This is a genomic window from Pseudomonas sp. dw_612 (assembly GCF_018449725.1).
Classification (GTDB): domain Bacteria; phylum Pseudomonadota; class Gammaproteobacteria; order Pseudomonadales; family Pseudomonadaceae; genus Aquipseudomonas.
On sequence record NZ_JAAVVC010000005.1, the window covers coordinates 395,820 to 415,041 of the forward strand.

The following is a 19,222-nucleotide window of genomic DNA, read 5'->3' on the forward strand; positions in this document are numbered from 1 at the left end:
CTCGCTCCCACAGGGTGTCAGTGTTGGCTCGCCGCTTAGGCATTTCCCCAGTAACATCCAAATATCCATGACAGATTGCTGCGATAAACGCGCGTCCTTCGGGAAACGACGTTTATGGAACTACGCTTATAAAGTCCCTTCAGCAGACATCAGAACCATGACCGTGAGCCGAACCCCCTACATTCCAGGCCGGACCGGACGTCCTGAGCTCCTGCTGATCCTCGGCAGTTGCCTGACGGTCATCGCGATTCTCAGCATCGTGACCTTCCTGCTGATCCGCGAACACGCCAATGCCCAGCAAGCCGCGACCCGCAGCGCGACGACCATCGCTCAACTGATCGACTCCGATGTATTGCGCACCGTCGAGCTCTACGACTTGACCCTGCAAGGGTTGATTGCCGCCTCACAACGCGATGACCTGAAACAAATGCCGCCGCAGGTCCGCCATCTGGTGCTGTTCGATCGCTCGACCACGGCACGTTTCAAGGGCGACATCCTGCTGCTGGATAAGAACGGCGAAGTGTTGGCCGACTCGTCCTTGATCGAGCCAAAACCGGGCAACTTCGCCGATCGTGACTACTTTGTCGCCCATGCCTTCAACCGCGACAGCGGGATGTTCATCAGCCGCCCGTTCAAACCCCGCTGTGATTGCGAAGACAACGACCAGTGGCGGATCAGCTTCAGCCGACGCATCTCCTCGCCCACCGGGGAATTCCTCGGGGTGGCCGTGGCGTCGATGCGCCTGGCGTATTTCGACGAGTTGTTTAACAGCCTGAACATCGGCAATGACAGCACGCTAAACATCATCAACAACGACGGCATCCTGCTGGCGCAAAAGCCTTACCTGCAAAGCGGCTCGATCGGTAAAAGCTTCGCCAGCCGACCGAATGTCGTGCGCATCCTGCGTGAAGTCAGCGGCAGCTTCACCAGTGTGTCGAGCATCGACCACCAGAAACGCCTGTACACCTTTTCCAGGGTCGGCAATTTGCCGTTGACGGTGATTGTCGCCCTCTCCAGCGACGAAGTGTTCGCCGCCTGGGAACGCACGGCGGTGGTCATCAGCGGCGCCACGGGCGTGCTGTGCATCGGCTTGCTCTGGCTGGCCTGGCTGCTGAGTCGTGAACTGCGCCTGCGCCACAACGCCGAGCGCGAACTGGCGCAACTGGCCGCTACGGATGCCTTGACCGGCATGGCCAACCGCCGAACCCTGGATCAGGTCCTGCGCCACGAATGGTTTCGCGCCCAGCGCTCCGCCCTGCCGTTGTCGGTGTTGATGATCGATGCCGACCACTTCAAAGCGTTCAATGACCGGCATGGTCATCCGGCCGGCGACGATGCTTTGCGCGCGCTGGCCAAAGTGATCAGCGCCAGTGTGCGGCGCCCCGGCGATCTGGTCGCCCGTTACGGCGGCGAGGAGTTTTCAGTGATCCTGCCGGAAACCGACAGCGCGGGCGCGCAGCAGATTGCCGAAGCCATCCGAGCCGCCGTGGAGCAACTGCCGTTGGTGGTGGGGGCAGAATGGCCGATGACTGTCAGTATCGGGATCAGTACCTGGACCAGTGCCAGCGAGATCAGTCTGGAGCAATTGCTGTTTGCGGCGGACAAGGCGTTGTATCAGGCTAAGGAAGGGGGCAGGAATCGGGTGGTGGCTGCTGGCTGAGTTTTTCGCTGAGCTGACCGGCCCCATCGCGAGCAAGCTCGCTCCCACATTGTTCCGAGTGTTCACAAATCCTGTGTTCAACTCGGTCCACTGTGGGAGCGAGCTTGCTCGCGATGAGGCCTGCCCAGACGGCACAAAAATCTGGCCATAAAAAAAGGCCACCCGAAGGCAGCCTTTAAAAACTAGAGAGGTTTTTTGCTTACACGGCCGCAACAGGACGCATGTAAGAGATCGGTGCAGTGCTGGCGTCATCGAAAGTCACGACTTCCCAAGCATCTGTCTGCTCAATCAACTTGCGCAGCAGCTGGTTGTTCAAAGCATGTCCGGACTTGAAGCCCTTGAACTCACCAATCAGGCTATTGCCCAGCAGGTAGAGGTCACCAATTGCATCGAGGATCTTGTGCTTCACGAATTCGTCTTCATAGCGAAGGCCGTCTTCGTTCAGTACACCATCCGCGTCGACCACAATAGCGTTTTCAACGCTGCCGCCGAGTGCGAGGTTGTGCTTGCGCAGGTACTCGATATCACTCATGAAACCAAAGGTACGGGCGCGACTGACTTCTTTTACGAACGAAGTGCTGGAAAAATCCACGCTTGCACTTTGTGTGCGGTTACGGAAAACCGGGTGATCGAAATCGATCTCGAAGCTCACTTTGAAACCTTCGAAAGGGACGAAAGTGGCGCGCTTGTCGCCGTCTTCCACTGTCACTTCCCGCAGGATCCGGATGAACTTCTTCGCGGCGTCCTGCTCTTCCAGGCCAGCCGATTGAATCAGGAATACGAAAGGTCCAGCGCTACCATCCATGATCGGGACTTCGGACGCGGAGAGCTCGACGTAGGCGTTATCGATGCCCAGGCCAGCCATGGCCGAGAGCAAGTGCTCCACCGTATCCACTTTGACGTCACCGTTGACCAGTGTGGTCGACATCGTGGTTTCGCCAACGTTTTCCGCGCGAGCAGGGATCTGCACCACAGGGTCCAGATCGGCACGAACAAACACGATGCCGGTGTCGATAGGCGCAGGCTTGAGGGTCAGGTATACCTTCTCCCCGGAGTGCAGGCCTACACCTGTGGCACGGATAATATTTTTCAGTGTGCGTTGTTTAATCATGGCTTGGGCCGCTTCAGCGCAAATTGCGAACTGGTATCAACAAAGGCTGGCGATGATAGCAGACCAGACCTTTGCTGAACACCAATCACCTTCATCGCCCTGATACATTCCATCAATCAGCCTGACGACGCAGGAATGCCGGGATGTCCAGGTAATCCAGATCGTCTTGCGGATTCATCTTCGCGGCAGTCGCAGCACCGGCCTGAGCCTGGTTGCGCATGACGGTCGGACGGTCCAGGTCACGGTAGTTCACAGCAGGCGCTTCCTGACGCGAAGGCGCTTGTTGCTGCGGCTGCGATGCCACGGACGTGTGCATGGTGTTGTCGATCACCTTCACAGGCTTCTCGATTTTCGCGCCCAGACCCGTGGCAACCACGGTCACGTGCAGCTCGTCGCGCATGTCCGGATCGATAACGGTACCGACCTTGACCATGGCGTGCTCGGAAGCGAAGGCTTCAATGATGCTACCCACGTCGGAGTACTCACCCAGGGACAAGTCAGGACCGGCGGTGATGTTCACCAGGATGCCGCGTGCACCTTGCAGGTTCACGTCTTCGAGCAACGGGTTGCGAATGGCCGCTTCAGTGGCCTCGCGTGCACGGTTCGGACCGCTGGCGCAGCCAGTGCCCATCATCGCCATGCCCATTTCGCTCATGACAGTCCGTACGTCGGCAAAGTCGACGTTGATCATGCCCGGACGCTTGATGATGTCGGAGATACCGCGAACGGCACCGGCCAGTACATCGTCAGCCTTGGCGAAAGCCGACAGAAGGCTCGCGTCTTTACCGAGGATGGTCAGCAGCTTCTCGTTGGGAATGGTGATCAACGAGTCAACGCTTTCAGACAGCAGACGGATACCTTCGTCGGCGATCTGCATGCGCTTGCGGCCTTCGAACGGGAACGGACGGGTCACCACCGCAACGGTGAGGATCCCCATTTCCTTGGCCACTTCGGCAATGATCGGCGCAGCACCGGTACCGGTACCGCCGCCCATGCCAGTGGTGATGAACACCATGTTGGTGCCCTGCAGGACTTCGGCAATGCGCTCACGGTCTTCGAGAGCGGCCTGACGACCTACTTCAGGGTTGGCGCCGGCGCCCAGACCTTTGGTCACACCGGTACCCAATTGCAGGATGGTCCGCGCGCCGATGGATTTCAGCGCCTGGGCATCAGTGTTGGCGCAGATGAATTCAACGCCTTCAATGTTGCTTTTGACCATGTGATTAACAGCGTTTCCGCCGCCACCGCCAACACCGATAACTTTAATAACCGGGCTTGCGGGGATGTTGTCTACGAGTTCGAACATTTTCCCTCTCCTTACATTCTCTAGTTTTTTCGCCTACTGCTTTTTGCTGCGGTCTTGCGGTGTTGCGGTAATTCTTTAGAAGTTGCCTTGTACCCAGCTCTTGATGCGATCGATCAAGGCAGGTTTGGCTTCTTCATTGCTGTAGCTGTCACGACTGCTGATGCCCGAAAACGAAACCCCGTCGGACTGCTTTTGCAGGCCGTACATCAACAGGCCGACGCCTGTGGAATAAATCGGGTTGCGGACCACGTCATCCAGGCCCTTGACGCCGTGCGGCACGCCCAGGCGGACCGGCATGTGGAAGATCTCTTCGGCCAGCTCGACCGCGCCTTCCATCTTCGACGTACCGCCGGTCAGCACGATGCCGGCCGGGATCAGGTCTTCGTAGCCGCTGCGACGCAGTTCGGCCTGGATCAGCGTGAACAGCTCGTCGTAACGTGGCTCGACCACTTCGGCCAGGGCCTGACGGGACAGCTCGCGCGGTGGACGGTCGCCAACGCTTGGCACCTTGATGGTTTCACCGGCACCGGCCAGTTTGGCCAGGGCGCAGGCGTAGCGAATCTTGATTTCTTCGGCGTACTGGGTCGGGGTGCGCAACGCCATGGCGATGTCGTTGGTGACCTGGTCGCCCGCAATCGGGATCACGGCGGTGTGACGGATCGCGCCTTCGGTGAAGATCGCGATGTCAGTGGTGCCACCGCCGATGTCCACCAGGCACACGCCCAGCTCTTTCTCGTCGTCGGTCAGGACCGAATACGCGGAAGCGAGCTGCTCGAGAATGATGTCGTCGATTTCCAGACCGCAGCGACGCACGCATTTTTCAATGTTCTGTGCGGCGTTGACGGCGCAGGTCACCACGTGGACCTTGGCTTCCAGGCGTACGCCCGACATGCCTAGCGGCTCACGAACGCCTTCCTGGTTATCGATCACGTAATCCTGCGGCAGGGTGTGCAGCACGCGCTGGTCAGCCGGGATCGCCACGGCCTGGGCGGCGTCGAGGACGCGCTCAAGGTCGGCGGCGCTGACTTCGCGATCACGAATCGCCACGATGCCGTGGGAGTTCAGGCTGCGGATGTGATTGCCGGCCACGCCGACGAACGCCGAGTGAATGCGGCAACCGGCCATCAGCTGCGCTTCTTCGATGGCGCGCTGGATCGATTGCACGGTGGACTCGATGTTCACCACCACGCCTTTCTTCAGGCCGCGGGACGGATGAGTGCCGATCCCGACGATTTCGAGCGTGCCGTCGTCCGAGACCTCGCCGACCAGCGCCACCACCTTGGAGGTGCCGATATCGAGACCGACGATCATTTTGCCGCTTTGCACGTTTGCCATGGGTCCTGCCTCTTCTTAATTCTTCGCGACAGCGGGTTGGGCTGTCGTGGGCGCTACAGGTTCCCGCCAGCCAACAGCGAGGCCGTTGGCGTAGCGCAGATCGATGCGCGCAATGTTCGTAATCTGTTCTTTAAGCGTCTTGTCGTAGATGGCAATGAAGCGGCGCATCTTTTCCACCAGGTTGCCGCGTCCCAGCAGCAGTTCGATTCCCGGACCGGCACTGCCAGCACCGGTGGTCAGGAACCAGCTGCCTCGTTCACGCAACTCCAGGCGTGCAATCGAGAAGCCCAATGGCCTGAGCATCTGGCTCAGCACCTGGTATTGCTGCATCACTTGCTGCTGGGCCCGTTGTGGGCCGAACAGCTGTGGCAAGTGTTCGTAGTTCGCCAGCTCACGCGGGGTGAACGCCTGGCCCTGGTTGTTCAACAGCGATTCATCGCCCCAACGGGCCACCGGCAGTTGTTCTTCCAGGCGAATCACCACTTGATCCGGCCACACCCGACGCACTTCGGCGTGGGCAATCCATGGCATCGTTTCCAGCTCGGTGCGCATGCTCTCCAGGTCAATGGTGAAGAAGCTCGACGCCACGTACGGGGCGATTCGCTGCTGCACTGCTTGCTGGCTGATGTAACTCAAATCGCCCTGCACGTTGATCTTGGTGATCGGCCGGTCGGCGTAGGGCAGCAAGCGCTGCGCGCCTTCGTAAGTGCCGAACCCCAGCGCCACCAGCAGCACTGGCCAGAACAAGGCTTTGAGAAAACCAAAATTGGCTTTCGGCAGGCGCGCAGACATCGGCTCTTTGGCCACCATTCGGCTGGCACCCCGCGGCACCGGCTTGCGGCCGGGTGGTGCGGAGGGCTGATGTCTCAGCTGAGCGCCTTGCATGGTCTTAACCTCGCGGCTCGTTGTTGCTGGCCATACTCGCGGCCAGAATGGCCAGAACCAGTTGCTGGAAATCCAGACCGGCAGCACGGGCCGCCATCGGCACCAGGCTGTGATCGGTCATGCCCGGTGCGGTGTTGACTTCCAGGAACCAGAACTGCCCGTCGGCGTCCTGCATCACGTCTGCCCTGCCCCAACCGGCGATACCCAGCGCCTCACAGGCTTTCGCCGTGAGGTCCATCAGTTCTTTTTCTTTGGTGCTGTCCAGGCCACACGGGATCCGGTATTGGGTATCGGAAGCCACGTACTTGGCGTCGTAGTCGTAGAAGCTGTGCGTGGTGCCCAGGGCAATCGGTGGCAACACTTGGTCACGCAGGGTGGCGATGGTGAACTCCGGACCTTGAATCCATTGCTCGACCAACACTTGCGAATCGTAGGTAGCGGCCGCTTTCCAGGCGTCGATCAACTCGGACGCGGAACTCACTTTGGCCATACCGATACTTGAACCTTCATGGGCCGGTTTGACGATCAAAGGGAAGCCCAGTTCCGTGGCCGCCGAAATACAATCGGCCTCGGAACTCAGTACCGCGTGGCGTGGCGTCGGAATCCCGAGGCTGTGCCAGACCTGTTTGGTGCGCAGCTTGTCCATGGCCAATGCCGAGGCCAGGATGCCGCTGCCGGTGTAGGGAATGCCCAGGCATTCGAGCAGGCCTTGCATGCTGCCGTCTTCACCGCCACGACCGTGGAGAATGATGAAGGCGCGATCGATTTTTTCGTTGAGCAGACGCTGCAGCAGGTCATCGCCCACGTCGAGGCCGAACGCATCCACACCGGCGCTTTGCAGCGCTTCGAGAACGGCGTTGCCCGACTTCAGGGACACCTCACGCTCGGCACTCTTGCCGCCGAACAGCACGGCGACGCGGCCGAAGTCTTTCGGCGCGAGGGTGGAGACGAGGTTGGCGTAAGCAGCAGTCATTTCAACTTCCCCACGGCAGGCGCGGCAACCGCACCGGCGAACAACGGACTGTTCAACAATTTCGGCGCAAGACCACCGATATCACCGGCGCCCTGGCACAGCAGGATGTCGCCGGCACGCAGCAGCGGCTTGACGATCGGCGCCAGGTCGACACCGCGCTCGATGTAGATCGGGTCCAACTGACCGCGCTGACGGATGCTGTTGCACAACTTACGGCTGTCGGCGCCCGGGATCGGCTCTTCACCGGCCGGATAGACTTCCATCAACAGCAACACGTTGGCGTCGGCCAGGACATTGACGAAATCGTCGTACAGGTCCCGTGTGCGGCTGTAGCGGTGCGGCTGGTAAACCATCACCAGGCGACGCTCCGGCCAGCCACCGCGTACGGCTTTGATCACGGCGGCGACTTCGGTCGGGTGGTGACCGTAGTCATCCACCAGCATCACGTTGCCGCCGTCTACTGGCAGTTCGCCGTAGACCTGGAAGCGCCGGCCGACACCCTGGAACCCGGACAGGCCCTGGACGATGGCTTCATCGCTGACACCCTCGTCGGAGGCAATGCAGATGGTCGCCAGGGCGTTCAATACGTTGTGGTTGCCCGGCATGTTCACCGAGACATCCAGCGGCTCGCGCTCAGGACGCAGGACGGTGAAGAAGGTCTGCATGCCTTGCTGGCGCACATTGATCGCACGCACGTCGCAATCGTCGCCGAAGCCGTAGGTGACCGTCGGGCGTTTGACCAGCGGCAGGATTTCACGCACCACCGGATCGTCCAGGCACACCACCGCCAAACCATAGAACGGCAGGTTGTGCAGGAACTCGACGAAGGTTTTCTTCAGTTTGTTGAAGTCACCGTCGTAGGTCGCCATGTGGTCGGCGTCGATGTTGGTGACCACGGCCACCAACGGCTGCAAGTGCAGGAAGCTCGCATCGCTTTCGTCGGCTTCGGCGATCAGGTAACGGCTGGTGCCGAGCTGGGCATTGGTGCCCGCAGCATTCAGACGACCACCGATGACGAACGTCGGGTCCAGGCCACCGGCCGCGAACACCGAGGCGATCAGGCTGGTAGTGGTGGTTTTGCCGTGAGTACCGGCGACGGCGATGCCGTGGCGGTAGCGCATCAACTCGGCGAGCATTTCGGCGCGCGGCACCACCGGAATCCGGCGTTCCAGGGCGGTGGCGACTTCCGGGTTGGAGGTGTTCACGGCACTGGACGTCACCAGCACATCGGCGTTCGCAGCGTTCTCGGCACGGTGGCCGATATAGATGTGCGCACCGAAAGATTCCAGGCGCTCGGTCACCGGCGATGCTTTCAGGTCGGAACCGGACACTTCATAGCCCAGGTTCAACAACACTTCGGCGATACCGCACATGCCCACGCCGCCGATACCGACGAAGTGGATGCGACGGATACGGCGCATTTCCGGGTGCGGCATGGCTTTCTGATTCTCAACCATGGGCCACCTCCAGGCAGGTGTCGACGACGTTACGGGTTGCATCGGGTTTCGCCAGGCGGCGGGCCGCGTTGGCCATGTCATTGAGTCGTTGCGGTTGCATCAGGACCTCTGTCAGGCGCGCGGCAAGATCTGCGGCGCCAGTCGTTCTTTGCGGCATCAGGAAGGCAGCGCCTTCACGGGCCAAATATTCGGCGTTGCGGGTCTGGTGATCGTCGATGGCGTGGGGCAGAGGCACCAGCATCGAGGGCAGACCGGCGGCGGCCAGTTCACTGATGGTCAATGCGCCTGCACGGCACACCACCAGGTCGGCCCAGCCATAGGCCTGGGCCATGTCTTTGATGAAAGGCTGCACTTGCGCCTCGACGCCAGCCTCGCGATAGCGCTGCGCAGTCACTTCATCGTGGTTTTTGCCGGCCTGATGGAACACTTCCGGGCGCAGGTCGGCGGCGACTTGCGACAGGGCTTCAGGCAGCAACTTGTTCAACGGTTCTGCGCCCAAGCTTCCGCCCAGGATCAGCAAACGCGCCTTGCGACCGGCCAGGGCAGGTCGCGGTGTTTCGAGGAACAGCTCGGTGCGCACCGGGTTACCGGTGGTCCGACGGCTGTCCGACAGGGTAAAGGTGTCGGGGAACGCTTCACAGACTCGGGCGGCCAACGGCATGAGCAACCGATTGGCGGTACCGGCGACGGCGTTTTGCTCGTGAACAATGACCGGCACGCCGGACAATTTGGCTGCGACGCCACCAGGACCGGTCACATAACCACCAAACCCAACCACACAGACTGGCCGCAGCCGACGAATGATCGCCCGCGCCTGCCAGACAGACTTCAGCAACATGAACGGCGCCTTGAGCAGCGACAGCTTGCCCTTGCCGCGCAATCCGCTGGCATTGATGCGATGCAGTTCAAGACCGGCCGCCGGGACCAGATCGTTTTCGATGCCGCGCGGCGTACCGAGCCAATGCACGGTGTAACCGCGGGCCTGGAATTCGCCCGCACAGGCCAGCGCCGGGAACACGTGCCCACCGGTGCCGCCGGCCATGATCAAAACGTTAGCGCCCATGGGTCGACTCCTCGGCGAAGTCGCTTTCCTGGAACTCCGTCTCTTCGCTGCCCAGGTGGGTCCGACTCTCCCACTCGATGCGCAGCAACAAGCCCAGACAGGCACCACAGATCACCAACGAACTGCCGCCGTAACTGAGGAACGGCAAGGTCAGGCCCTTGGTCGGCAGCAGGCCGACGTTCACCCCGATATTGATCAGAAACTGACCAATCCACAGGAACGACAAACCGTACGCAATGTAGGCGGCGAAGAATTGCTTGGCCTTCTCGGCCCAATAACCGATGTACATGCCACGAATACACACGAAGACGAACAACGCGACGGTGCACAACGAACCCACGGCGCCCAGCTCTTCGGCCAACACCGAGAACACGAAGTCGGTGTGGGCTTCCGGCAGGTAGAACTGTTTCTGCACGCTGTTGCCCAGGCCAACGCCCAGCCATTCACCGCGACCAAACGCGATCAAGGCTTGCGACAACTGGTAGCCGGCGCCGAACTGGTCAGCCCATGGATCGGCGAAGTTAGTCAGACGCGCCATTCGATACGGCTGCACTTGAATCAACAGCACCACCGCCGCAACCGCCAGCACCACCATCAAGGAAAACCGGAACAACCCGACCCCGCCAAGGAACAGCATCGCCGCTGCAGCGCCCATCATTACAACCGTGGCCCCGAAGTCCGGCTCCATCAGCAACAGACCGGCCATTGGCAGCAGAACGATGAATGGCTTGAAGAACCCCATCCAGCTTTCGCGCACTTCTTTCTGGCGACGCACCAGGTAACCGGCGAGGTAGATCACCACGAACACTTTGGCGATCTCGGACGGCTGGACGTTGAAGAAGCTGAAACCGATCCAGCGCATCGAACCGTTCACTTCACGGCCGATCCCCGGGACGATCACCATCACCAGCAAACCGAACGCCCCCAGCAGCATCAGCCAGCCCAGGCGTTGCCAGGTGGCAATCGGAATCATCAGGGTAATGACGCAGGCACCCAGGCCCAGCACGATGTAGATCAGGTGGCGAATCATGTAGTACAGGGCGCTGCCCGACTGCGCCGCCGCGACTTCGGTCGAGGCTGAGGCGATCATGACCAGACCGAGGCCGATCAACGCCAGGCAGCCGGCGAGCATCGGGAAGTCGAGGTCGATACCGCGTCCGGTGATGATCGGCGATGGATAGGGCTTGATGATATTTCGCAGGCTCATGCCAGATCCTCCACAGCGCGGACGAACTGGTGACCACGGTCTTCGTAATGCTTGAACATGTCGAAACTGGCGCAGGCCGGGGACAGCAGCACCACATCGCCTGGTTGCGCAGCGGCGCGACATTGCTGCACCGCTTCGACCAGCGAACCGACGCGGATCAGCGGCACGGCGTCGCCAATGGCCTCGCCGATCTTGTCGGAATCGCGGCCCATCAAAATGACGGCGCGGCAGTTAGCCGCCACCGGATCACGCAAGTCGTTGAACTCGGCACCCTTGCCGTCGCCACCGGCGATCAGCACGACCTTGCCCTCGATGTCCGCGCCCAGGCCTTCGATGGCGGCCAGTGCGGCGCCGACGTTGGTGGCTTTGGAATCGTTGTAGTAGCCCACGCCGTCCAGGTCACGGACCCACTGGCAACGGTGTTCAAGGCCGGCGAAGGTGCGCAGGCTCGACAACATGGCGTCGAACGGCAGTCCAACGGCATGCCCCAGGGCCAGCGCCGCGAGGGCATTGGACTGGTTATGGGCGCCACGAATCTTCAACTCGCGCACCGGCATCAGGTTCTGAAATTCGAAGGCCAGGTACTTCTCGCCGTCTTCTTCGCGGATACCGAATGCCTTGAAATCAGGTTTGCTCAAACCGAAGGTCCAGCACGGCTGCCCCTCGCCCATCAGCGGACGGCTCAGGGCGTCCTGACGATTGACCACAAACTGCTTGGCCCCGCGGAAAATCCGGTGCTTGGCCAGGTGATAGGCCGGCAGGCCGCTGTAGCGGTCCATGTGGTCTTCGCTGACGTTGAGCACGGTCGCCACTTCGGCGCCGAGGTGATCGGTGGTTTCGAGCTGGAAGCTCGACAGTTCCATCACGTACAACTCGACGTCGTCGCTGAGCAGGTCCAGCGCCGGCGTGCCGAGGTTGCCGCCGACCGCCACACGCTTGCCCGCCGCAGCGGCCATCTCGCCGACCAGGGTGGTGACGGTGCTTTTCGCATTGGAACCGCTGATCGCGACAATCGGCGCCTTCGCGTTACGCGCGAACAGCTCGATGTCGCCGGACAATTTCACGCCACGGGCGGCGGCGGCCTGCAGGGCCGGGGTCGCCAGCGCCAGGCCGGGGCTCACGTAGAGCTCGTCGGCACGGCACAGGAACTCGACATCCAGCTCGCCACAACGCACTTCCACGTGCGGATAGTCACGCTTGAGCGTGGCCAGTTCCGGTGGATTTTCCCGCGTATCGACCACGGCAAACGACGTGCCCCGGTTCGCCAGGAAGCGAACCAGGGACATGCCGCTCTTGCCGAGGCCGACAACGATGCGGAAGTGGTCAGAAGCGATCAGAGACACTCGTTCTACCTCAGCTTCAGGGTGGCAAGGCCGACCAGTACGAGAATCACGGTGATGATCCAGAATCGGACGATCACGCGCGGCTCAGGCCAGCCCTTGAGTTCAAAGTGGTGATGTATCGGCGCCATGCGGAACACGCGGCGTCCGGTCAACTTGAAGGAGGCCACCTGGATGACCACCGACAGGGTTTCCATCACGAACACGCCGCCCATGATGAACAGGACGATTTCCTGACGGACGATCACCGCGATGGTGCCCAGGGCCGCGCCGAGCGCCAGCGCGCCGACGTCGCCCATGAAGACTTGCGCCGGATAGGTGTTGAACCAGAGGAAGCCCAGACCCGCACCGATCAACGCGCCGCAGAACACGATCAGCTCACCGGCGCCCGGTACGTAAGGGATCAGCAGGTATTCAGCGAATTTCACGTTACCGGACAGGTAGCAGAAGATCCCCAGACCGCCGCCAACCATCACGGTGGGCATGATCGCCAGGCCGTCGAGGCCGTCAGTCAGGTTGACCGCGTTGCTCGAACCGACAATCACGAAGTAGGTCAGGACGACAAAACCAACGCCCAGCGGAATGCTGTAGTCCTTGAGCATCGGCAGGATCAGGGTGGTTTCCACCGGGGTCGCTGCAGTCATATAAAGGAAGATCGCCGCGCCGAGGCCGAACACCGACTGCCAGAAATACTTCCAGCGGCTTGGCAGGCCCTTGGAGTTTTTCTCGATCACTTTGCGGTAGTCGTCGACCCAGCCGATGGCGCCGAACAGCAAGGTCACCGCCAGCACGGTCCAGACATAACGGTTGCTCAGGTCAGCCCAAAGCAACGTACTGACGCCGATGGACGACAGAATCAACGCGCCGCCCATGGTCGGGGTGCCGGATTTGGACAGGTGCGATTGCGGACCATCGTTGCGAACGGACTGACCGATCTGACGATTCTGCAACGTGCGGATCATCCATGGGCCATAGCACAGCGACAAAACCAGCGCGGTCAGCACACCGAGGATCCCGCGCAGGGTCAGGTACTGAAAGACCGCGAAGCCTTTGTAGAACTGTTGCAAGTACTCCGCTAACAGCAGCAGCATTAATGTTTCTCCAGACTGGACCCACACAAAGCGGCGACGATGTTTTCCATCGCAGCGCTGCGCGAGCCCTTGATCAAAATAGTGGTGTTTGTATCTTGCTCGGCGCCCAGGGCTTCGATCAGTTCAGCCTGGGTGCTGAAGTGAAAAGCCTGTGGACCGAAAGCGTTCACGGCGTGAGCCATCATTGGCCCGACCGCGTAAAGCGCAGAAACCTTGCCACGGGCGTATTCGCCCACGTCGCGGTGCCCCTGCTCCGCCCAGTCGCCCAACTCGCCGATATCTCCGAGCACCAGAACGGTGCGGCCGGAAAAGCCGGCGAGTATATCAACGGCCGCGCACATCGAGGTGGGGTTCGCGTTGTAAGTGTCATCAATCACGCGCATGCCGTTGGTCGCCAATTGCGCGACGGTGCGGCCCTTGACCGGTTGCACCGCGCCCAGGCCCGTGGCGATGCCGAACAGCGACACGCCCAAGGCATGTGCCGCAGCGGCGGCGGCCATGGCATTGGCGACGTTATGGGTACCGAGCAGGTTCAGTTGAACCCGTTCCACACCTTCGGGACTGTGCAGGTTGAACGCCGGGCAACCGCGGGCATCGCGATCGAGGTCGCTGGCGTAGAAGTCGGCGCTCGGGTTGTTCAGGGCAAACGTCAACACTTTGCGGCCGCCAGCGCGGGCCTTCCAGATGCCGAACGCCTTGTCGTCGAGATTGAGAACGGCGACGCCATCGGCATCCAGCCCTTCGATAATCTCGCCCTTGGCTTCAACGATTTTGTCCGGCCCGCCGAACTCGCCGACATGGGCGGTCCCGGCATTATTGAGGATGGCCACGTGGGGCTTGGTCATGCCCACGGTATAGGCGATTTCGCCCAGGCGCGAAGCCCCGAGTTCGATCACGGCGGCGGTGTGTTCCGGCGCCAGTTCGAGCAGGGTCAAAGGCACGCCGAGGTCATTGTTCAGGTTGCCACGGGTCGCGTGCACCGGACCGCGGGTGCGCAGGATGCTCGCGAGCATTTCCTTGACCGTGGTCTTGCCGCTGGAACCGGTCACCGCTGCAACCGGGTGGCTATAAGCCGCACGGTTCAGCGCGCCCAGTTGGCCAAGGGCCTGGCGAGTGTCTTTCACAACCAGTTGCGGCAGCGTGCTGTCAGCAACTTCGCGCTCGACCAGTGCCGCGACGGCGCCTTTGCCGGCAACGTCATTCAGATAGTCATGGCCATCGAAGCGCGGACCGGTCAGGGCAATAAACAATTGGCCAGGCTTGATCGCACGGCTGTCGATGCTGACACCGTCGAAACTGGCGTCGGCAGCCACCAGACGGGCATTCAGCACGTCAGTCAGCTCGCTCAGCTTCAAGGCTTTAAGCATGGGCCACCTCCCACGCGGTCAGGGCATGATCGGCCTCGACCAGATCGGAAAAGGCGTGGCGCTCGCCGTTGATTTCCTGATAGTCCTCGTGACCTTTGCCGGCCAGGACAATCACGTCATCCGCCGAAGCACTGGCGATCAATTGGGCAATGGCCTGGCCACGTCCCGCGACAAACGTGACTTTATCCACAGCGGTGAAACCGGCGCGGATGTCATCGAAAATCACCGACGGATCTTCGGTGCGCGGGTTGTCGTCGGTGACCAGCACACCATCGGCCAGACGCTCGACCACTTCGGCCATCAGCGGACGCTTGCCGCGATCGCGATCACCGCCGCAACCGAACAGGCACAGCAATCGGCCTTTGGCGTGTGGACGCAGGGCCGCCAATACTTTTTCCAGCGCATCCGGCGTATGGGCGTAATCGACCACCACCAGCGGTTGAGTACCACCGCCCAGGCGCTGCATGCGTCCGGCGGGGCCTTCAAGTTTCGGCAGGACCTTGAGGATTTCGTCCAGCGCGTAGTCCAGGCCAAGCAAGGCACCGACCGCGGCCAATACGTTGCTCAGGTTGAAACGGCCGAGCAAGGTGCTGCGCAAATGGTGTTCGCCCTGGGGCGTGACCAACGTGGCGCGCACGCCTTCGTCGTCGAACTGCGCTTCGCGACAATAAAGGTAGGCGCTGGGGTTTTCCAGGCTGTAGGTGATCAGACGCGACTCACGCTTGTCAGCAGCAAGTTCGCGGCCGAATTCGTCGTCGAGGTTGATCACCCGGCATTTCAGGTCGTTCCAGGCAAACAGCTTGGCCTTGGCTTCGCCGTAGGCCTGCATGGTGCCGTGGTAATCCAGGTGATCGCGGGACAGGTTGGTCATCACCGCCACATCGAATGCCAATGCGGTCACGCGGCCCTGATCCAGACCGTGGGAGGACACTTCCATGGCCACGGCTTTGGCGCCGGCCTTTTTCAGGTCGGCGAGGGTCGCTTGCACGGCAATCGGGTTCGGCGTGGTGTGCAGGCCACTTTCCAGCGCGCCATAGAAACCGGTGCCCAGGGTGCCGACGATGCCGCAGTGTTGACCGAGCAGGTCAAGCGCTTGCGCGACCAGTTGCGTCACGCTGGTTTTGCCGTTGGTACCGGTGACGCCGACCAGGTTCAGGTGGCGGCTCGGGTCGCCATAAAAACGCCCGGCAATGTCTGACAATTGCGCGGCCAGGCCTTTGACCGGAATCAGCGGCACATCGGTAATCGGCAGTACGGTGGCGCCGCCGACTTCATACGCCACGGCAGCCGCGCCGCGCTGCAATGCGTCGGCGATGTGCGCGCGACCATCGAATTTTCCGCCAGGAACGGCGAGGAACAAATCCCCCGCCCGCACATTGCGGCTGTCGAGGCTCAGTTCGCGGATCAACAGATCACGACCGGCGTGGGCAAAAATCTTGTTCAGACTCAGAGACATCAGCCGCGCCCTCCATTGGCTTTCAGCGGAACGACCGGGGTTGCGTTGGCCTGTTGGGTCGGTGGCAGGTTGTCCGGGGTGATGTTCATCAGGCGCAAGGTCCCGGACATCACTTTGCTGAAGACTGGCGCCGAGACCAGGCCGCCGAAGTAACCAGCCTTCGACGGTTCATCGATCACCACCACAATGGCGAAACGCGGATCGCTCATCGGGCCGAAACCGGCGAACAGCGAGCGATAGGAGTTCTCGGCGTAGCCCTTGGTGCCCACCGACGTCTTACGGGCAGTACCCGACTTGCCGGCCACGTGATACGCCGGCACCTGCGCACGGAATACACCGCGCGGCGCCTCGATCACCTGGGTCAGCATGCCTTGCATGGTTTTCGCGACGTTTTCCGGGATCACCTGGGTGGTCTGCGGCGGCTTGTCAGTCTTGATCAGGGTCAGCGGTGCGATGCGACCGTTGTTGGCCAGCGCCGAGAAGGCGTGGACCAGTTGGATCGCCGTCACCGAAATACCGTAGCCGTACGACAGCGTGGCGGTTTCAGCCTTGCGCCATTCGCGGTAGTTCGGCAGGTTGCCGACGCGCTCGCCGGGGAAGCCCAGGCCGGTGTCCTGGCCGAGGCCGACTTTCTGCGCCAGACGGAAAATGGTTTCGCCGCCAATATCGAACGCGACCTTACTCATGCCGACGTTACTGGAGTTGATCAGGATGCCGGTCAGGTCGAGCACCGGCCCTTCGCTCTTGGACACGTCCTTGATGGTGTACTTGCCAATCTGCAAGGAGCCCGGGTACACCTCGACGGTGTCGCTCGGCTTCCAGCGCCCGGTTTCCAGGGCGGCGCTCATGGAGATCGCCTTCATGGTCGAACCGGGTTCGAACACGTCGATCATCGCGCGATTACGCATCATCGCCGGTTGCAGGTTGCGACGGTTGTTCGGGTTGTAGGTCGGCTGGTTGACCATGGCGAGGATCTCGCCGCTCTTCACGTCCATGATCACCAGGCTGCCGGCCTTGGCGCCGTTCTCGATGATCGCGTTACGCAGTTCGCGGTTGGCCAGGTATTGCAGGCGCAGGTCAATGGACAACGCCAAGGGCTTGCCGGCCTTGGCGTTTTTGGTGACCTGGACATCCTTGATCAGCCTGCCGCGCCGATCCTTGATGACCTGTCGCTTGCCGGCGACCCCGGCCAGCCATTCGTCGTAGGCCAGCTCGACGCCTTCGCGCCCGTGATCGTCGATGTCGGTAAAGCCGACCATATGCGCGGTGACTTCACCAGCGGGGTAGAAACGGCGGAACTCTTCAATGCCGTAGACGCCGGGCACTTTGAGGTCGAGCACCGACTGTCCCTGCTCGGGGGTCAGCCCGCGCACGAGGTAGATGAATTCTTTATTGGCCTGGGCTTCGAGGCGTTCGGTCAGGGCTTTCGGATCCTGCCCCAGAGCGGCTGCCAGTGCTGGCCATTTTTCTTTGGCGAGCTGCATTTCCTTGGCGTTCGCCCACAGGGTAGTGACCGGGGTACTCACGGCCAACGGCTCGCCGTTACGGTCGGTGATCAGACCACGGTGAGCCGGAATAGGAATGTGACGGACGCTACGGGCATCGCCCTGTCCTTTAAGGAAGTCACGGTCGACCACTTGCAGGTCGATGATGCGCCAGCAGATCGCAGCGACCATGATGCCGAGCAAACCCAACACCACGCGGAACCGCCAAGGGAAGAGTGCGCCTTCGAGTTTCATCATGGCGCCACCATCCGTACTTCAGCGGCGCCAGGAATGCGCATCTTCAGTTGTTCGGTGGCCAGCACTTCGATACGGCTGTGGGCGGTCCAGGTGCTCTGCTCGAGAATCAACCGACCCCATTCGGCCTGCGCCTTGTCGCGCACGCTCAACTCGTTATACAGCGAGTTCAATAGCTGGCGGTTCCAGTGGGCGCTGTAAGACACGCCGATGGCCGACACGAGCACGCCGATAAACAGCAGCAGCATGAAAAAGCTTCCGCCGGGAAGTGGCTTGGCGAAAAGCTTGCTCACCGCAGCTTCTCCGCGACGCGCATGATGGCGCTACGGGAACGTGGGTTGGCTTTGAGTTCGGCCTCGGAGGCGGACTGCGCTTTGCCATGGACTTTGATTTTCGGTTCGAAGGCGACGTGACGCACCGGCAGGTTGCGCGGCAGGTTGTCGGCTTCGCCTTTCACCAGTTTGCGCATGAACAGTTTGACGATGCGGTCTTCCAAAGAATGGAAGCTGATGACTACCAGGCGACCGCCGACTTCCAGGCATTCCAGCGCGGCTTCGAGGCCGGCTTCCAGATCGCCCAGTTCATTGTTGACATGAATACGCAGGCCCTGGAACGCACGGGTGGCCGGGTTCTTCCCCTTTTCCCATGCAGGGTTCGCGACTTTCAGGACTTCGGCCAGGTCAGCGGTGCGTTCGAACGGCTTGATGTCGCGGCGTTCGGCCAAGGCACGGGCCATGCGGCCGGAGAAACGTTCTTCGCCGTATTCCTTGAACACTCGGGCAATTTCTTCCACCGGCGCGGTGTTGACGAATTCGGCGGCGCTGATCCCGCGGGACGGGTCCATGCGCATGTCCAGCGGGCCATCGTTGAGGAAACTGAAGCCGCGCTCAGGGTCGTCGAGCTGTGGCGAAGAGACACCGAGGTCGAGCAAAACGCCGCTGACCTTGCCGGCCAGACCGCGTTCGACGACTTCCGAACCGAGCTCGGCAAAGCTACGCTGCACAACGACAAAGCGGCCGTCTTCGGCCGCTAGCGTTTGCCCGGTGGCAATCGCTTGAGGATCCTTGTCGAATCCGAGCACTCGACCATCGGGGCCGAGCTGGCTGAGGATCAACCGACTGTGTCCGCCGCGTCCGAACGTGCCGTCCAGATAGCAGCCATCAGGACGTACGGCGAGAGCCTCCACGGCTTCGTCAAGCAGTACGGTGATGTGGTTAAAGCCGCTATCAATA

The 19,222-nt window shown here is 61.3% G+C and carries 16 protein-coding genes; 1 reads left to right on the forward strand and 15 read right to left on the reverse strand.

Going from position 1 to position 19,222, the window contains the following annotated elements:
* Positions 1–157: 157 nt before the first annotated feature.
* A complete protein-coding gene (locus tag HB680_RS11195) occupies positions 158–1,660 on the forward strand; it encodes a sensor domain-containing diguanylate cyclase (protein WP_213938556.1) in 1,503 nt (500 codons plus the stop codon).
* A 199-nt stretch (positions 1,661–1,859) separates the two neighbouring features.
* On the opposite strand, the gene lpxC is transcribed toward HB680_RS11195, so the two are convergent.
* The 15 genes from lpxC to rsmH form a co-directional block, all read right to left on the reverse strand.
* Positions 1,860–2,771 (reverse strand): UDP-3-O-acyl-N-acetylglucosamine deacetylase, encoded by a 912-nt coding sequence (lpxC, locus tag HB680_RS11200; protein ID WP_213938557.1) that lies wholly within the window; start codon positions 2,769–2,771, stop codon positions 1,860–1,862.
* 112 nt (positions 2,772–2,883) lie between these two features.
* On the reverse strand, positions 2,884–4,077 hold the full coding sequence (gene ftsZ / locus HB680_RS11205) for a cell division protein FtsZ (RefSeq protein ID WP_033061342.1): 1,194 nt from the start codon (positions 4,075–4,077) through the stop codon (positions 2,884–2,886).
* A gap of 75 nt (positions 4,078–4,152) precedes the next feature.
* Positions 4,153–5,412: a cell division protein FtsA gene (gene ftsA / locus HB680_RS11210; protein WP_213938559.1), complete on the reverse strand. Its 1,260-nt coding sequence runs from the start codon at positions 5,410–5,412 to the stop codon at positions 4,153–4,155.
* A 15-nt stretch (positions 5,413–5,427) separates the two neighbouring features.
* On the reverse strand, positions 5,428–6,297 hold the full coding sequence (locus HB680_RS11215; RefSeq protein WP_123509249.1) for a cell division protein FtsQ/DivIB: 870 nt from the start codon (positions 6,295–6,297) through the stop codon (positions 5,428–5,430).
* Between the two features lie 4 nt (positions 6,298–6,301).
* Positions 6,302–7,270: a D-alanine--D-alanine ligase gene (locus HB680_RS11220; protein WP_213938561.1), complete on the reverse strand. Its 969-nt coding sequence runs from the start codon at positions 7,268–7,270 to the stop codon at positions 6,302–6,304.
* A complete protein-coding gene (gene murC / locus HB680_RS11225; protein ID WP_213938563.1) occupies positions 7,267–8,727 on the reverse strand; it encodes a UDP-N-acetylmuramate--L-alanine ligase in 1,461 nt (486 codons plus the stop codon). Before murC ends, HB680_RS11220 begins: the two co-directional genes overlap by 4 nt.
* Complete coding sequence (murG, locus tag HB680_RS11230; protein WP_213938565.1) at positions 8,720–9,790, reverse strand: undecaprenyldiphospho-muramoylpentapeptide beta-N-acetylglucosaminyltransferase; 1,071 nt, start codon at positions 9,788–9,790, stop codon at positions 8,720–8,722. The genes murC and murG overlap by 8 nt, the downstream gene beginning before the upstream one ends.
* A complete protein-coding gene (ftsW, locus tag HB680_RS11235; RefSeq protein WP_177331413.1) occupies positions 9,780–10,991 on the reverse strand; it encodes a putative lipid II flippase FtsW in 1,212 nt (403 codons plus the stop codon). The genes murG and ftsW overlap by 11 nt, the downstream gene beginning before the upstream one ends.
* Before the next feature lie 2 nt (positions 10,992–10,993).
* Positions 10,994–12,340: a UDP-N-acetylmuramoyl-L-alanine--D-glutamate ligase gene (gene murD / locus HB680_RS11240; protein ID WP_213938567.1), complete on the reverse strand. Its 1,347-nt coding sequence runs from the start codon at positions 12,338–12,340 to the stop codon at positions 10,994–10,996.
* 5 nt (positions 12,341–12,345) lie between these two features.
* Positions 12,346–13,428 (reverse strand): phospho-N-acetylmuramoyl-pentapeptide-transferase, encoded by a 1,083-nt coding sequence (mraY, locus tag HB680_RS11245; RefSeq protein ID WP_213938568.1) that lies wholly within the window; start codon positions 13,426–13,428, stop codon positions 12,346–12,348.
* Positions 13,428–14,795: a UDP-N-acetylmuramoyl-tripeptide--D-alanyl-D-alanine ligase gene (gene murF / locus HB680_RS11250; RefSeq protein WP_213938570.1), complete on the reverse strand. Its 1,368-nt coding sequence runs from the start codon at positions 14,793–14,795 to the stop codon at positions 13,428–13,430. Before murF ends, mraY begins: the two co-directional genes overlap by 1 nt.
* Positions 14,788–16,251 carry a UDP-N-acetylmuramoyl-L-alanyl-D-glutamate--2,6-diaminopimelate ligase gene (locus HB680_RS11255; RefSeq protein WP_213938572.1) on the reverse strand — a complete coding sequence of 488 codons (1,464 nt, stop codon included), beginning with the start codon at positions 16,249–16,251 and terminating at the stop codon, positions 14,788–14,790. The genes murF and HB680_RS11255 overlap by 8 nt, the downstream gene beginning before the upstream one ends.
* Positions 16,251–17,990, reverse strand: a complete 1,740-nt coding sequence (locus tag HB680_RS11260) for a penicillin-binding protein 2 (RefSeq protein ID WP_213938621.1) — start codon at positions 17,988–17,990, stop codon at positions 16,251–16,253. The genes HB680_RS11255 and HB680_RS11260 overlap by 1 nt, the downstream gene beginning before the upstream one ends.
* Positions 17,990–18,283, reverse strand: coding sequence for a cell division protein FtsL (gene ftsL / locus HB680_RS11265; protein ID WP_054045567.1), 294 nt, complete (start codon positions 18,281–18,283; stop codon positions 17,990–17,992). The genes HB680_RS11260 and ftsL overlap by 1 nt, the downstream gene beginning before the upstream one ends.
* On the reverse strand, positions 18,280–19,221 hold the full coding sequence (gene rsmH / locus HB680_RS11270) for a 16S rRNA (cytosine(1402)-N(4))-methyltransferase RsmH (RefSeq protein WP_213938624.1): 942 nt from the start codon (positions 19,219–19,221) through the stop codon (positions 18,280–18,282). The genes ftsL and rsmH overlap by 4 nt, the downstream gene beginning before the upstream one ends.
* Position 19,222: the final 1 nt, after the last annotated feature.